The following is a 14,181-nucleotide window of genomic DNA, read 5'->3' as shown; positions in this document are numbered from 1 at the left end:
GCTGTGCAATAGATCGGAAGCTCATCATATTTCCCGCTGAAACACGTAGAATGGATTATTGCCGGGCGTCGTAGACAGTATCTGGCCAGTACGACGCGCACGATTCTCGTTGGAGGAATGCCATGCCGACTTACCAGTACAGGTGCGACAAGTGCGGTCAGACGTTCGAACATGCCGAGCATCTTGCCGAGCATGAAACCGCCCATCCGCCCTGTCCGCAATGCGGAAGCGAGCAGGTTCAGCACATACCCACGCCATTTGTGCCAAAAACGTCCAGAAAGAGCTGAACTCTGTCTGACCGGGCGAAAGGTTCACCACCGCATCTAGCGCAGCAAATCAGGCGGCGCCCTTGCCCTTCTTCACTCGCTCGATCTGCTGCCTGGCCGCCTGATACACGGCGTCCGGCGTGAAGCCGAATTTCTTCTTCAGATCCGCAATCGGCGCCGACGCGCCGAACGTATGCATGACGACCTGCGCACCGAGCCGCCCCGTATACCGATCCCAACCGAGCGACGCGGCCTGCTCCACCGCGACGCGCGCTTCGATATCCGCGGGCAGCACCGACTCCTGATACGCGCTGTCCTTGCGCTCGAAGATGTCCCACGACGGCATCGACACGACGCGCGCCGCGATGCCCTCGCTCTTCAGCTTCTCGTACACATCGACGCAGATCGATAGCTCGCTACCGGTTGCCATCAGGATCACCTCTGGCTTCTTGCCAGCGGGCGCATCGGCGAGCACATACGCACCGTGCTTGACGCCGCTCGCGGGCGCATAGCGGCTGCGGTCGAGCGTCGGCAGCGGCTGGCGCGACAAGACGATGCACGCCGGCCGATGCGGCTGCGTCAGCGCGACGCGCCACGCCTCGGCCGCTTCGTTCGCGTCGCCGGGACGCAGCAGCGTCAGGCCGGGCACGCCGCGCAGCGACGCGAGTTGCTCGATCGGCTGATGCGTCGGACCGTCTTCGCCGAGGCCGATCGAATCGTGCGTGAACACGTAGATAGCCGGCACTTCCATGATCGCGGACAGGCGGATCGGCGGCTTCATGTAGTCGCTGAAGAGCAGGAACGTCGAGCCGTACGCGCGCAGATTCGATAGCACGAGACCGTTGACCACCGCGCCCATCCCATGCTCGCGAATGCCGAAATGCAGATTGCGGCCGCCGTAGTTATCCGCCTCGAAGCTGCCGGCTCCTTCGAACTTCAGGTTGGTTTTCGTCGACGGCGACAGGTCCGCCGCGCCGCCGATCATCCACGGCACGCGCGCGGCAATCGCATTGAGCACCTTGCCCGACGATTCGCGCGTTGCGATGCCCTTCGGGTCCGCGTCGAAGCTCGGGATGTCGCTGTCCCAGCCCTGTGGCAATTCGTGCGCCTGCATCTGCGCGAACTCGCGCGCGAGATCCGCATACCGCTTTTGATAGCTGTCGAACTTCGTCTGCCATTGTTCGCGCGCCGTCTTGCCGCGTGCGCCGATGCCTTGCGCGAAGCGTTCGTGCACGCCGTCGGGCACGTAGAAAAACTTGTCCTCGGGCCAGCCGTACACCTTCTTGGTCAGCGCGACTTCCTCGACGCCGAGCGCTTCGCCATGCGCGGATGCCGAGTCCTGCTTGTTCGGCGAGCCCCAGGCGATCACGCTGCGGACCACGATCAGCGTCGGCCGGTCGGTCACGCTCTTCGCTTCGACTAGCGCCTTTTCCAGCGCGGCGGCGTCGTTGGCATCGTCGACGTGCAGCGTGTGCCAGTTGTAGCCGCGAAAGCGGCTTTCCACATCGTCGCTATACGCGAGGTCGGTATGGCCTTCGATCGTCACGCGATTGCTGTCGTAAATCCAGATCAGGTTCGACAGCTTCAGATGCCCGGCGAGCGAGGCCGCTTCGTGCGAGACGCCTTCCATCAGGTCGCCGTCGCCGCACAGCGCGTACACGCGGTAGTCGAACAGCGGCGCGTCCGCGCGGTTGAAGTGGCTCTCGTGCCAGCGCCCGGCCATCGCCATGCCGACGCTGTTGCCGAGCCCTTGCCCTAGCGGTCCCGTGGTGGTTTCGACGCCGGTCGTCATCCGATACTCGGGGTGGCCCGGTGTCCTGCTGTCGATCTGGCGGAAATGCTCGATGTCGTCGAGCGATACGGCCGGCGCGCCGGTCGGCTTGCCATGTTCGTCGACCGCCTTCACATTGGCCAGATGCAGCAGCGAATACAGCAGCATCGACGCATGCCCGACCGACAGCACGAAGCGATCGCGATTCGGCCACAACGGCTCGTCCGGGTCGTAACGTAGATGGTTTTGCCACAGGTGATAGGCGAGCGGCGCGAGCGCCATCGGCGTGCCGGGGTGGCCGGAATTGGCTTTCTGCACGGCGTCCATCGACAGCGTGCGGATCGTGTTGATGCACAACTGATCGAGGGCGGGATCGTTTTGCATGGGACGCTCCTTGTTCGGCGATTCGGAAGACGGCCGGCACGCGCCGCGTGGCGCGCGGACGAAAGCGCGAGGGAAAAACGCGGCGAAGCCCACCGATGATGCGCCTAACCGCGCAACTCTGCACGCAGCGCCACCACCAGAAAGTTGCTTCGCGAACGACGAAGTTCAGGCCGCATGCAGCCAAAGCTCGACCACGGGACCATGCTTGCCGTCGATCGGATCGAGCGGCGGAAACGGCAACGCCAGCATCTCGGCGGTTTCCTGCTGCGTCAGCGCTTCGCGGCGAATGTCCCACTGCTGCCCTAACGGATAGCCCGCCACCACCTGAAAATGCCGTTCGAACGATTGCAGACAATGGCCGGTGCCGGCCGGCAGCAGCAGCACGTCGCCCGCGCGCACCGTCACGACGCGTCCGCGCGGCCCGCCGACGATCACCTCGGCGCTGGCCTCGGTGACGCCGAGCACCTCGTGGGCCGTCGCGTGAAAGTGATGGAAGTCGAAGATGCTGTTGCGCCATTGCGGGGGCCATGCATTGCGCTCGAACAGGATTTCGAACGCGGCGGCCAGATTGCCGCTGCCGGGTGACAGCGCGCGCCGGTACAGCACGACCGGCAACTTGCTGTTGTTCGGTACCCAGTCGTGCGGCTCCAGCATGAACGCTTCGAATTCGGTCTTGGCGGCGTCGAAGCCGTGCCTGGACTCATTGAACATGGTTGGCTCCTCGCCTGTGATGCGCTTGCCGCGAATTTGCGGTCGACCGCACGGCTAGCCTCCGCCGATGCCCTGCAGCACTTTGCCCGTGCCGCCGCATAGTGTGCAGCGGCTTCCCTCGACCTTGCCGGTGCCGTGGCACGCGCGGCACAGGTCTTCGCCAGCGCCCGGCGTGTTGGGTGGCGCTTCGTCGCCGGGGTTCATCGGTTCGGTAGGATTGTCCGGTTGCATGCGCTTTCTCCGGTTAGGTGTTGATGGATTTCATACAGGGCTGCCACGCAACGCGCCGCATCATTGCTCGCCCGGCTGCTTGCGATGCGATTCGCGCCCGCCGCCGCCCGGCGGCTCGGCGTGCTCGCCCGTGCCGAGCGGCACTTCGGCGCCGTGCCGCGGCCGCTCGCTCGAACGGGGCGGATTGGTCGCTTTGTCCACGCCGGCCTGCTCGACCGGTTCGATGCCGAGCGGACTCGGCTCGACGTAGTGCGTGCCGCTCGGCTTGTTGCGGGCTTTGACTTCGTCGGACATCGGAGGCCCGCCGCGGTTGTCCGACGGCGCGGGCTGCTTGCCGCCTGCCGCCACGCCCTGCTGCCGGGAGTCTGTCGATCGGGGATTCTGCATGACGCCCTCCTCGTTGGTTCCGCCGTCGATTCGCGTCGTTGCACGCTGCGTCGAACGGGCATCTGGTTCATGCAGCAACAATCGCGCCTCAGCCGTGAAGCGCGCACACGACGCGACGGGCACGGCCGTTGCGACGTCGAATGCAGGCGCATCGCATGATGTCTTTGTAAAAAAGGAGAACCGAAAGGAGAACTTCATGAGCATCGCGACTATTCGCGTGTCCGACGAACATCCGGACGATCCTGCGCGCGGCAGCACGAATTCGCCGTCGCTCGGCGGCATGCCTTGATGACGCCTGCGCGCCTCGCACGACAAGTGCGAGGCCGGCTCTGCCGGCTCAGCTTTCCGGCGCCGCGCGATCGGCCGCGACGATCCCACGGCCATACGCGATCGCGGCGCGCCGTGCTTCGTCGGCGGTCGCGTAGGGGCCGATCTGCGGAGCACCGTCGAACGGAAAAAGGATCCTCCTGTCCGCTTTCCTCACTACCTTCAATCCACCTATGTAGCGGCCGTCGCCTGTTCCGTGATAGCTGGCGAAAATCTCGAACTCGTCGTCAGCAACGTCGGCCTTGTGTCGGGCCATATGCGTTCCTCGTGCTGTGCTTGGCGGGGGCGATGTCCGGTGTGAGCGGCGCGCGCGCGGTCATCGCGATGCGGCGCGCGTGCCCGCTGTCAGCAATTGCCGTTCCACGCGTACGACGCCCGTTACGCCGCGGCACGAGCGTTGCGCGTATCAACGAAGACCTATGGAGAGCTTGATGGATTTACCTGACACGACCTTGCATCTGCACACGCCGATGCCGCCCGAAGTCGACCCCGACATCGCGCCGAAGACGCCGCCGCCGAACATCGACCCCGATCCGGTCCCCGACGATCCGCCCGGCAATCCCGACCCGCCACCCGAAGGCGATCCGCCAGAGGCGCCGCCGCCGGTGCGCGCATGACGCCGGCGTGCGCCGCGCGTCGAATCTCAAGCGCTGAAATCGCGAGGCGATCGGCGTCGCGAAACGACGCCTTGTCAAAACTGATGCATCATCCCGACGTAAGCGCCGGTCTGCGATTCACCGACGGGCGGATTCGTATTGGTCGTCGAATCGCGCGGCGCGGCCTCGAGCGAAAAGTTCGAGTCGCTGCCGTTGCGCACGTAGCCGAACGTGCCGTACAGGAAGGTGCGCGATACATGCTCTAACAGGCCACGCGGAAGGTCTACCTGATCGTCGACGGGCATCCGGCGCATCGTTGCGTCGCCGTCAAGCAGTTCGTTGCCCAGAACGCTGAACATCTGCGTCTGATTCGGCTGCCGGGCTACTGCCCGGAACTGAACCCGGACGAGTTGCTGAATCAGGATGTGAAAACCAATGCGCTCGGCAAGAGCCGACCGACCAGCAAGGTGGAAATGATCCGGCATATCCGGCGTAATCTGCATCGTCGGCAAAAGGAGCCTCACGTGATTCGCAACCTGTTCAAGGAAAAACATGTTCGATATGCCGCTTGATCAACTACGCACTATTCGATGCACTCGTCAGTAAGTGGCGTGCGCGTGACCTTGGGTTCAGTGGCCTGCTCCGGCGGGGACGGCTGTCGAAGCACCACCTGTCGCCGCCCCAATATCGCGATCCGGTATCGGGCAAGGCGATCAAAGCTGTGCGGCAGCGATTTCATCTTCCCGGGCAGGTTTCATGTACGACGTCACGCACGCTTTCAGTCTGTCGGCCAGGTCAAAAATGTTATCCAGACTTTGCAGCGCCACCCGGTCTTCCTCCTTCCTCTCATCGAACACACCGATGACAAGTCTGTTCTCGTTCTTGAAACGCAATCTGCAAATGGGCTTGCGATTGTTGTCATCGAACAGAATGGCGCAATAGGTAGCGGCACCGCGTATCGCCACCGGGTTTGGCGGCACAACAGAACGTACGATGGCACGGATCATCTGATATGCCTCGAGCTCCATGGCGGTCGGCTCCGACGGATCTCCTGAAGTAGCGTCACCGACGGCCTGCGCAACCGACGGAGCAAGTGCTGGCTCCGGGGTCATCGCCCCCTTCAGGCGCTCATTGATCCTTGTCAGCCAGCAATTGCTGGAAAGCGTGCTTCGTAATCTGCGTAAACTGATCCTTCACTGTCGTCCTGAACTGTTTGCCGGCCAGGAATTCCGCTGAAACAAGGCGGACGAATTCCTCGGGCGGCTCAGCCATCCATTCACTCAGAGTGTTCTTGATGGCGCGTGTATATTTCAGGTGGTTCGCCGTAGTCAGGATATTTTCGAGATCGAACACGGTCTTGGCGAATTTTTTTAGCTCCTCGACATCCTGATCGCGAAAGTCAGTGAGATTGAATTCGAAGAACGGTTTCTCGTCCATCTTGTTCGACTGCTCAAGATCGGTAAAAAACCGATAGACAAGACCATTTGTGAGTACACCAAATCGCGCCTCTGTTACATGGAAGTATCGAAATAGCTGGCTTGCATGATTGATATTAAGATCGCTGCCGCACTTCTTGCATTCGAACAGCATGATAGGCTTGCCATCCTTCAGGATTGCGTAGTCGACCTTCTCGCCTTTCTTCGTACCAACGTCGGCGATCAATTCCGGGGTCACTTCCTGCGGATCGAAAACGTTGTACCCAAGCAGGTGGATGAACGGCATTACCATCGCATTCTTGGTCGCCTCTTCCGTCTGCACCATATCCTTCGCTGTCGCGACGCGCGCTGCCAATGCCTTCACTTCATCAATGAAATCCATATTTCTGTCTCTTCTCTATTTAAAAGGATTGACTGCCGCACCATCGGGCTGGAATCCGTCTGGTGCAGAGATATGCTACTTTCCCCGCCGGTTTTTGCAGGGCTTTCATGCTATTTCTCAGCCTCCAGCTCGAGCCGGTTATCTGTCAGCCTCAGCTTGACCGGTTCGGTTTTCTTCCACTGCGATTTCGGCACCAGCACGGACCATTCGGTGTTGGCCGTATCGAGGAAGAACGCCGCCACGCCCACATAGTTCGCCGCGTCGCCGATCGGCTCCGATATCTTCATCGTCTGCCCCGGGCCCAGCGTCACGTCCCGGCTCCAGAGCGTCGTGGCCTTCAGCGCCTCGTTACCCTCAAGCAGCTGCGCATAGCTTGCCGTCGCAAAGGGCTTGTCGTCCTTCAACTGGTAAATGCGCAGCACGACCGGCAGCGACGCGCCGCGCGCGTCCCGATTCAGTGCGCTGCGCGCCGTCACGACAAGGTTCATCTGCTTCACCTTCGTCTCGAATACCGCCTGCGTCGCCGCGACCGTGCCGTCCTTCACCGACTGCCACATACCGCACCCGCTTACCGCCAGCGCGAGCAGCACGCCGGGAGCGCTCCGCATGATCTTCATACGCATCAGAACGGCGCCCCCCTGAAATCGGTGCGCGGGTAGACCGTCTGCTGGCCGTCGATGGTCAGCACCAGCTGCATCGAACACTGGACGCTCGCGTAACGCCCGAGGAAGTGGCTCAGCACGTCGCCGAACAGCACCGCGTCGCCCGGCCCGTCGAACCCGCCCGCGTCGAGCTCAATGTGGATGCGTGCAACCCGCTGCACGTGAGCGCGCTGCAGGACCTGGTCCTCGGAGAAGTCCACCGTCCTGAGCGCGTCGATGCGCTGCGCGATCGCGTCGTCCGGCGTCCAGTCGTAGAGTTCGAGCACCTCTCGCAGGACCGGCGCGCCCTCCATGAGTATCCGGTTGAGTTCATTCGCGCCGTTCGCGGTGTAGTGTCCCAGCACACGCCAGTCGTAGCCAGGGAAGTAGCGCGGCGGATACTGCGGCAGGCTCGGCGCCGTCACATTGCGCACCGAGGCAATGCCCGTAAAGCCCGACACCGTCTCGGTGATCGTTGCCTCCGTGAGCGCCAGGCGCGGCAGGCGTCCGTTGTTCGCGAGCACTCGCATCGTCAGATGGCGGTCGGACTGCGGACGCTCCTCATCGTTCGGCGCGTAACGGTACGTCCCGGCCCAGAGCTGCCCCGCCAGCGTCACCCACAGCTCCCGCCCCAGCACGCCATGGCGCGTCGCGGTATGGAAGTACCGCTCCGGCTTCTCGTAGTGCAGCAGCCAGCCGCGATGCTTGAAGCTCGTGAACGCCCGGTAGGTGTGCTGTGCGCCGCCCTCCGGGTCGGTCGCAGTCACCGCGAGCAGATCATAGGGCTCAACGTGATCCGCCACGGCGGGCTGCACACGCACGCGGTGCTCCCTGTCATGCAGGTCGGCGGGCTGCAACGGCAGCGCATCGACCTCGAACAGGTTGATCACGGGCGTGCAGAACAACCGGAAGCTCTCCCGCCTCACCGGCTGGTCGCCAGGCATGCGCCCGGCCAGTTCGATCTCGAAGCTCAGGCGCGTTTCACCCGTCGGCACCAGCGTGCCGTCGAAGCCGCACAGGTCGACGAAGTGAAATTTCTGCGGGAAAACGAAGTACTCCAGCAGTGTCTGCTCGCGGTCGACCGACTCGTTGCGCCCGGGGTCCATGACCGGCCACAGCCGCGTCGATGGGCCGAACCCTGCAGGCTCAAAGCGCATCCCGTCGAGCGGCTGCAACGCGCCATCGCGCACCGAGGGCAGGCGCAGGCCGATGGTGGCGACCTGGCCCGTGAGCGCCGCGTACAGCGCGGCGGCGGCGCGCCGCTCGCCATGCAGGTACAGGCGGATCCGCGACAGGTCCGTATGCTCGCGCTGGTCACCGAACCAGAGGCCGAACGTCAGGCGGATGACCGTGCACCCGTCGGCGCGCACCGCCACCGCCGCGTCCTCGACCGAGAGCGGCAGCAGGTCGACTGCCTGGGTCGTGCGGAACGGGCACTGCACCCGATCGGGACCGACAGGCGCCGAGCGCACCACCGCCCCGGCGGGAATCTGCGCCGTCTTCAGGTCCCGGCGGTTCAGTGGCGTGCATTCGATGATCGACAGCGACGGGATCGCCCGCGCCATATGCTCGTAGACGTTATCGAGCATCCCTTCGGTGAGTTCCGGCATCGCGTCGTCGAGCTTCTGGCGCAGCCGCGCCACGAGCAGCGCGAAGCCTTCGTTGACTGCACGCACCTGGTCGTTCTCCTGGCCGTACTGCATGCCCAGGCGCTGCGCCGCGTCGGGCTGGTCGCGTGCAAACTCGCGACCGGCTTCGCGCAGGTAGCGCATCTCGGCTTCGAAATATTTCAGGAACGGGTTCCGGCCTTCCTGCTGGAAGGGCTTCCACGGCGCCGTCATGGCTGTAACTCCGGGGGTAAGGGTGGCAGTCCGGATATCACGCCGGCACGGCCCGTCACGAAGATGCGCCCGGGCATGCTGAAACCGCGCAGCCTGAGCAGCTCCAGCGGCCCCGCTCCCACCTGCACGCGCAACAGGTAGCGCAGCGGCACTGCTGCATCGCCGTTCGCGCTGCCGCCTGTCGTCCCATTTGTCGTCTCATTTGCCGTCCCGCCTGTAGCGGACGCGGCCTTCGCTTCGTCAGTCGCCGTCCCACCATTCCAGACCAGCTCGTAGCGCGTATCATCGAGCGGCTTGGCCTGGGCCTTCTCCAGCATCCGCAGGAAGGCCCAGTCCCCGGTGCGGTCGAACGCGAGGCGCAGTCCCCCGTTCAGCGTCTGCCAGTTCAGCGACGCGTGGCCGTTCAGGCCGTTGCCCGGCCACGCGAACGGCGTCCACGTCTCGTGCTGATTGAAGTAGACGACCGGCTGGCCGTCCACCGTCAGCTCCGTGCGCGTCACGTCCGGCGTCGGCTGCGGCATGATTTCGAAGTGGTAACCGGACTCGCCCCGCACGTAGAGATGCGTGCCCATCGGCCCGATCAGGCGCAGCATCGCGAGAAACTTCGGATCGAACTGCAGCGACTGCGGCGCAAGTTCGTTCGGCACCCACTGGTCGCCCTGACGCTTGAGCACACCGGCCAGCTCGATATCGATAAAGCGGCTGATCAGCCCCGTGTCGGGCCGCACGTAGCGACCGAATTCAGCAAAGGACGCATCGGCGCTCGTCGGCGCGAACGGATAGCGCGTCGCGAACGACGACTGGAAAGGTGCGGCCACCGCGGCGCGCCATGCGTCGTTCAGGCTCGCGGCAGCGGGCTGCAGGACCGCCTGCCAGGCCGCATCGAGCGGCTGCACGAACAGGGTCTGCCCGAAGCCCGACCATTGCGCGCCCAGGCTTGCGGCGGTCAGCGCCGCGTCCTCGCGCGCCTGCGACAGGTCCGAGAGCTTGCCCTGGAAGATCGCCTGCGCAAGCGAGCGCGCCATCGCCTGCGCGTCCGGGCTCGCCTGGATCTGCTGGAGCTTCAGCCGCACGGTCGTATCGGCGGTCAGCACGCGCGACAGGCTCACGCCACTGAACGCGGCGGCATTCGCGGCCTGCCTGTTGCCCGCGTTGCCGCTGGCGGGAGCCGCATTCGCATCACCCAACAGTGCCAGCAGCGGGCCAAACGTGCGGTCCAGCGGATTGACCACCGGAGCCTGCGTCGCGTTACTGTCGCCCCCGCCGAGCAGCCCCTGCGCCTCGCGCACAAGAGTATCGGTGAGCGCCTGCGAGGGACGGCCCGCCTCGCCCTGGTACTGCACCGATTTCATGACCGTCAGCAGCGGCGAGGTCTGCGCATCGGTCAGGCGCGTCAGCTGGTCGATCACGCCGGAGAAACTGGTGGCCGGGATCCAGTGGAAGCTGTTGAGCATGGCCGCCCAGGCCGCCGTGTAGTCCGTGAAATACCGCGCGCGCAACCGCTGCCTGAGATCGTCCGCATCGTGCTTCGCATCGACGGCGGTGCGCGCTGCGCCGATCGCCCCTTCAACCGTGGTGGCGCTCACCTGGGCAACCGGCTGGCCGCCGGTCAGCACCCAGTCGTCTTCGACGTGCCGCTGCTTCGCGGCGTCATCGATGGCCTGCCCGATGACACCCTCCCACGCGGCGCGCGTGAAGATGCCCGACACCGTCTGCGTGGTCGTAAAGAGACCATGCGCATCCGCGCCAGCGAGCAGCGTCGCGAGCGATACATCGGCGTACTTGCCTCGCGCCGCGTCGAGCACGCGCTGGTAGAGCACGTCGTCGCTTGCCGCAAGGCCGATCTGGTTCACGAGCGTCGAGCGCATCAGCGTGACAAGTGGTATCGACGTGCTGATCCGCCAGTCGAGGTGCGCCTTGAGGTGATCGGCCCAGAAACCTGCCAGCTGCCGCGAGGTGTCGAGCCATTCCCCCACGCGCATGCCGGTGGGCCCGGGCCATACGTCCAGCAGTTGGTCCTTGAGGAACCGCGCATCGGCACGCGCCGGGGTGCCGAGCATCAGGTATGCCTTGAGGCGGTTGTAAGCCTGCTGTTGCGCGTCGTGGCCCTGCTGCTCGTCGGCGCGGATCTGCGAGAGCTGGGCCAACTGGCCCTCCAGCGCCTGGACGACCGGTTGCCGCAAGTTGCGCGTGGCGACGGTTTTGTAGGGCTGCCAGAGCGCTTCGAGCAGGTCATCGTTGCGCGACAGGCCCGCGCGCAGATACCACGGCACACCGTGCTGCTGGCGATATTCGAGCAGGTCGATCTGCTTCTGCAGGGCGATCTGCGCGCGCAGCGCCTGCGGTGTGCCAGGAGAAGCGGCCAGCGCCGCCGTGGTTGCCGTTTGTCCGTCCTGAACCAGCGCCCGGTTGCCGAGACCGGAGATCACCAGCATCACCGTCCACGCGATCCCCCCAAGCAGGACGCACACCGCCAGCACGTCCGGCCAGTACAGACCCATGCGGCGGCCACGATAATGGGCCGCTGATGCCGCAATCTTTTGCCAGACGGGCAGTAGTGCGGACGGCTGTTCGCGCATGACCCCGTTCACCGGCACCGCCGGGGCAGCCTGGCCGGGCACATCTTCCCCTTCGGCAACCGGCACCGGCACGGTGGGCGCGCCCGGAAACACCGGCGCGAACATGACGCCCGCCAGCGGCGCGCGCAGCCAGTTCGACGCACCCAGCGCGCGCAGGCTTCCGGTCATCCGTCCGGCGTGGTCGCCGACGTACTTCGAGACTTCCATCAGCCAGGTCATCCGGTGCGGCTCACCGCACTGGCGTACGCCCGCGCCCGCCGCCCTCTGCTCCAGTTCGTCGAGCACGTCCGGCAGCATGGCTGCGGCAACCTGCGCCTGTCGGCGCGAACCGTCCGGCATGAACGCGCCAACCGGCTCGAAACATTCGGGCTGTCGACCCTTCGCGTCGACCGGATGCAGAAAGGCAATCGGCGCAGCCCAGCCCAGCGCGGTGGCGATTCCCGAGAGCGTGCGCGGTAATTCGTGATCGGGATCGTCAGCGCGCGCGACCTGCACAACGCCATCGACCGGACGGCGGCGGCGCAACTGCCGGATCTGGCCGAGCCACCTCGCAGCCTCGATCCCGTCCGGCGCCGCATGCACGAGAATGGTTTCGGCCACGTGCATGACGCCCGCCTGCTTGAGACTGGGCGCGACCTGATTGACGCGTTCGTCCGCACCGTTCACGAGTAGCCAGCGCTGGCGGCCGCGCCAGAACCAGCCGTGCGAAACACGAAGTTCCTCGACCACACGCTGCAGCCACGCATCGCGCCTGAGGGGTTTCTCCGCCTTCGTTCGGTCGCCTGTTTCAAAGCGGAACAGTCTGGCCGCCCCACGATATGCGCCTGTCGATACGGCGAACAGATGGGCGATCACGATGATGACCAGCACTATCGGAATACCGATCAATAGCTGAGTGCGCGGTACGCCATCCGGAATGCCAAGACGGTTATTCCCGAACCAGACCAGCAGGAGTCCGGCGATGGAGAGGACGAGCGCGGCGAGGGGCATGCCCCAGATCGCCACGCGGCTCGGAGCCGGTTTGCTGGCCGCGGTTTCAGGCTCCATGTTCTGCAGGTTATTTTTGGGTATCGTCATGCGTGGATGCGTTTTCTTGATCTGCGGGTAAGACATGGAGGATGGCCAACTGCAGGCCATCGACAACCAGTTGCGGTCCGCCTGCGGTGCCGGATTCGATCGCAGCGGCAACTGCCAGCAGACCGTTGGCTGCGCCGGCGTCGCCGACAATACGATCCAGGCGGCACTGCGCGGCATCCTTCGAAGCGGCCTGAAAACCCGCAGCAGCCAGAGCCCGGTCGCAGTGCTCAACCGGGTGCGTGATCCACGCGCGCGTCACTGCGGCGGCTTTGACCTTGCCCCAGATCGCCGCATTCGCGAAGCCGTACCCGGCCTCACCGTCGATCCCCTGGACGGGCCGGTGCAGCGCCGCTTTCGGGCTGACCTCCGGTGGGAGCCTGAAGTAGCCGGGGCCGAAGAGCACTGCAGCGCATCCTTCCGCGCGACCTTCGTCGATGGCATCGTCATACCACGCTGCCGCGATGGCGAGAAGCGGACGGCACTCGCGCGCATCGAGCCAGGCATCGGCCACCAGCAGCCCGTCAGATGCCGGGACAACCTGAACCTCGAGCGGCGGCAGCGCCGCCAGCCGCAGCGCGTCGCGGACCTGGGCCACGCGCAGGCCCGCAATCTCCGGCCCGGCCAGCACGCGCACCTGCGGCCAGTGCGCCTTGTCGTATCGGGTTAGCGCCTGGATACTTCCGGCCAGCGGCTCAAGCGCAGCACGGATCATCTGGACAGCGAGAGCGGTTTTCGTCAGAACGCCTGCGCCGCCGCCCTCGCTTTCGTCTTCACCCACCATGGGCAGCCCGGCCAGTAGCGGATCATGGTCCTCAAAGCGATTGCACAGGACCTTGCCCGAGCCATGGCGCGCGCTCTGCATCTTCAGGAGCGACTGCTTTCCTGCGAGAACGTCTGCCAAGGATTTGCCCGCCAGCGGCAGGCAATACCCTGCACCGAGTACGTGCAGCGGGCGCTGCGCGAACCGGATTTTCTCCGCGAGCCAGCGGTCACGATGATGATTGCGCCAGTACGCGCGATACCACAGCGCTTCGTAGCCCGCGCGTGCAAACCCAAGCAGGACCAGGAACAGCCCGTTCGGCGCCCCCACCGCCCAGTTCCAGAACTTGAGGCCGTTTGCAGACTCACCCTTCGGCCACATTATCAGCACGATCACGGGGCCGAACACGTTACAGACGAAGCAGGTAACCGCCCATGGCCAGAAGCGCATCCTGGGCGGATACGCGCTGGAGCGTCCGGCAGGAGAAAGATCGACCGGCATTACGCGATATTGACGTTCTGCAGCGACGAGATCAGGCGGCAGCCGCACGCGCAGCGGTAATGATGGAAGGCAACCTCCTTGCCGTCGCGGTCGGGGAACTTCGCGTAACCTTCGTCGATGACAGTCGGGCCGTGCTGCGCGCAGATCGCCTCATCGCCCTTGCGGGCAAGCGGCCTGCCCATGAAGTTCATCCATGGCGAGCCGCCAGTCACTTCGCCGCCGTGTTCGAGTTCGTCGCCTTTGCGGATGGGAAACGTCATCGCGTCACCAACACATTCTGTTCCATTTTTC

General features: G+C 64.7%; 15 protein-coding genes and 1 pseudogene. 3 read left to right on the top strand and 13 right to left on the bottom strand.

Annotated elements, in window-relative coordinates; translation table 11 throughout:
* Positions 1–122 precede the first annotated feature (122 nt).
* Positions 123–287: an FmdB family zinc ribbon protein gene (locus tag OKW43_RS10645; RefSeq protein WP_187634215.1), complete on the top strand. Its 165-nt coding sequence runs from the start codon at positions 123–125 to the stop codon at positions 285–287.
* A 49-nt stretch (positions 288–336) separates the two neighbouring features.
* On the opposite strand, the gene tkt is transcribed toward OKW43_RS10645, so the two are convergent.
* The 5 genes from tkt to OKW43_RS10620 form a co-directional block, all read right to left on the bottom strand.
* Positions 337–2,421 carry a transketolase gene (tkt, locus tag OKW43_RS10640; protein ID WP_429447082.1) on the bottom strand — a complete coding sequence of 695 codons (2,085 nt, stop codon included), beginning with the start codon at positions 2,419–2,421 and terminating at the stop codon, positions 337–339.
* 165 nt (positions 2,422–2,586) lie between these two features.
* Positions 2,587–3,132 carry a cupin gene (locus OKW43_RS10635; RefSeq protein ID WP_187634213.1) on the bottom strand — a complete coding sequence of 182 codons (546 nt, stop codon included), beginning with the start codon at positions 3,130–3,132 and terminating at the stop codon, positions 2,587–2,589.
* Between the two features lie 54 nt (positions 3,133–3,186).
* Complete coding sequence (locus OKW43_RS10630) at positions 3,187–3,363, bottom strand: hypothetical protein (protein WP_187634212.1); 177 nt, start codon at positions 3,361–3,363, stop codon at positions 3,187–3,189.
* Positions 3,364–3,423: 60 nt separating this feature from the next.
* Positions 3,424–3,750: a hypothetical protein gene (locus OKW43_RS10625; protein ID WP_429447079.1), complete on the bottom strand. Its 327-nt coding sequence runs from the start codon at positions 3,748–3,750 to the stop codon at positions 3,424–3,426.
* A gap of 337 nt (positions 3,751–4,087) precedes the next feature.
* Positions 4,088–4,333, bottom strand: a complete 246-nt coding sequence (locus OKW43_RS10620; RefSeq protein ID WP_187634210.1) for a DUF6723 family protein — start codon at positions 4,331–4,333, stop codon at positions 4,088–4,090.
* A gap of 175 nt (positions 4,334–4,508) precedes the next feature.
* Between OKW43_RS10620 and OKW43_RS10615 the strand changes: the two genes are divergently transcribed.
* Positions 4,509–4,694 carry a hypothetical protein gene (locus tag OKW43_RS10615; RefSeq protein ID WP_429447077.1) on the top strand — a complete coding sequence of 62 codons (186 nt, stop codon included), beginning with the start codon at positions 4,509–4,511 and terminating at the stop codon, positions 4,692–4,694.
* A 74-nt stretch (positions 4,695–4,768) separates the two neighbouring features.
* On the opposite strand, the pseudogene OKW43_RS10610 reads toward OKW43_RS10615, so the two are convergent.
* Positions 4,769–4,924: pseudogene (locus OKW43_RS10610) on the bottom strand (porin); the annotation flags it as partial.
* 36 nt (positions 4,925–4,960) lie between these two features.
* Between OKW43_RS10610 and OKW43_RS10605 the strand changes: the two are divergent.
* Positions 4,961–5,245 (top strand): transposase, encoded by a 285-nt coding sequence (locus tag OKW43_RS10605; protein WP_429447394.1) that lies wholly within the window; start codon positions 4,961–4,963, stop codon positions 5,243–5,245.
* Positions 5,246–5,386: 141 nt separating this feature from the next.
* Here the strand turns inward: OKW43_RS10605 and OKW43_RS10600 are convergent, their stop codons facing one another.
* From OKW43_RS10600 to OKW43_RS10570, 7 genes are all read right to left on the bottom strand, one after another.
* Complete coding sequence (locus OKW43_RS10600) at positions 5,387–5,785, bottom strand: hypothetical protein (RefSeq protein ID WP_429447075.1); 399 nt, start codon at positions 5,783–5,785, stop codon at positions 5,387–5,389.
* Positions 5,786–5,801: 16 nt separating this feature from the next.
* Positions 5,802–6,491, bottom strand: a complete 690-nt coding sequence (locus OKW43_RS10595) for a type I restriction endonuclease (protein ID WP_429447073.1) — start codon at positions 6,489–6,491, stop codon at positions 5,802–5,804.
* Between the two features lie 110 nt (positions 6,492–6,601).
* The gene (tssJ, locus tag OKW43_RS10590; protein WP_429447071.1) at positions 6,602–7,099 is read right to left on the bottom strand and encodes a type VI secretion system lipoprotein TssJ; all 498 of its coding nucleotides are present in this window, start codon (positions 7,097–7,099) and stop codon (positions 6,602–6,604) included.
* A 14-nt stretch (positions 7,100–7,113) separates the two neighbouring features.
* A complete protein-coding gene (gene tssF, locus OKW43_RS10585) occupies positions 7,114–8,973 on the bottom strand; it encodes a type VI secretion system baseplate subunit TssF (protein WP_429447069.1) in 1,860 nt (619 codons plus the stop codon).
* On the bottom strand, positions 8,970–12,629 hold the full coding sequence (locus OKW43_RS10580; RefSeq protein WP_429447067.1) for an ImcF-related family protein: 3,660 nt from the start codon (positions 12,627–12,629) through the stop codon (positions 8,970–8,972). The genes tssF and OKW43_RS10580 overlap by 4 nt, the downstream gene beginning before the upstream one ends.
* Positions 12,610–13,890, bottom strand: coding sequence for a hypothetical protein (locus OKW43_RS10575; RefSeq protein ID WP_429447065.1), 1,281 nt, complete (start codon positions 13,888–13,890; stop codon positions 12,610–12,612). Before OKW43_RS10575 ends, OKW43_RS10580 begins: the two co-directional genes overlap by 20 nt.
* Positions 13,890–14,150 carry a PAAR domain-containing protein gene (locus OKW43_RS10570; RefSeq protein ID WP_429447063.1) on the bottom strand — a complete coding sequence of 87 codons (261 nt, stop codon included), beginning with the start codon at positions 14,148–14,150 and terminating at the stop codon, positions 13,890–13,892. The genes OKW43_RS10575 and OKW43_RS10570 overlap by 1 nt, the downstream gene beginning before the upstream one ends.
* Positions 14,151–14,181 lie beyond the last annotated feature (31 nt).

The sequence above is a fragment of the Paraburkholderia sp. WC7.3g genome, assembly GCF_050436345.1.
Classification (GTDB): domain Bacteria; phylum Pseudomonadota; class Gammaproteobacteria; order Burkholderiales; family Burkholderiaceae; genus Paraburkholderia; species Paraburkholderia podalyriae.
Note: the sequence above shows the minus strand (reverse complement) of the source record. Positions and strands in the feature narration are given on the sequence as shown.

Excerpts from the sequence above, each read along its gene's own strand:
- OKW43_RS10630 (WP_187634212.1), bottom strand. The coding sequence starts at position 3,363 with ATGCAACCGGACAATCCTACCGAACCGATGAACCCCGGCGACGAAGCG.
- OKW43_RS10575 (WP_429447065.1), bottom strand. The coding sequence starts at position 13,890 with ATGCCGGTCGATCTTTCTCCTGCCGGACGCTCCAGCGCGTATCCGCCC.
- tssJ (WP_429447071.1), bottom strand. The coding sequence starts at position 7,099 with ATGCGGAGCGCTCCCGGCGTGCTGCTCGCGCTGGCGGTAAGCGGGTGC.
- OKW43_RS10615 (WP_429447077.1), top strand. The coding sequence starts at position 4,509 with ATGGATTTACCTGACACGACCTTGCATCTGCACACGCCGATGCCGCCC.
- OKW43_RS10645 (WP_187634215.1), top strand. The coding sequence starts at position 123 with ATGCCGACTTACCAGTACAGGTGCGACAAGTGCGGTCAGACGTTCGAA.
- OKW43_RS10620 (WP_187634210.1), bottom strand. The coding sequence starts at position 4,333 with ATGGCCCGACACAAGGCCGACGTTGCTGACGACGAGTTCGAGATTTTC.
- OKW43_RS10635 (WP_187634213.1), bottom strand. The coding sequence starts at position 3,132 with ATGTTCAATGAGTCCAGGCACGGCTTCGACGCCGCCAAGACCGAATTC.
- tssF (WP_429447069.1), bottom strand. The coding sequence starts at position 8,973 with ATGACGGCGCCGTGGAAGCCCTTCCAGCAGGAAGGCCGGAACCCGTTC.
- OKW43_RS10595 (WP_429447073.1), bottom strand. The coding sequence starts at position 6,491 with ATGGATTTCATTGATGAAGTGAAGGCATTGGCAGCGCGCGTCGCGACA.
- tkt (WP_429447082.1), bottom strand. The coding sequence starts at position 2,421 with ATGCAAAACGATCCCGCCCTCGATCAGTTGTGCATCAACACGATCCGC.
- OKW43_RS10570 (WP_429447063.1), bottom strand. The coding sequence starts at position 14,150 with ATGACGTTTCCCATCCGCAAAGGCGACGAACTCGAACACGGCGGCGAA.
- OKW43_RS10580 (WP_429447067.1), bottom strand. The coding sequence starts at position 12,629 with ATGACGATACCCAAAAATAACCTGCAGAACATGGAGCCTGAAACCGCG.
- OKW43_RS10600 (WP_429447075.1), bottom strand. The coding sequence starts at position 5,785 with ATGACCCCGGAGCCAGCACTTGCTCCGTCGGTTGCGCAGGCCGTCGGT.
- OKW43_RS10625 (WP_429447079.1), bottom strand. The coding sequence starts at position 3,750 with ATGCAGAATCCCCGATCGACAGACTCCCGGCAGCAGGGCGTGGCGGCA.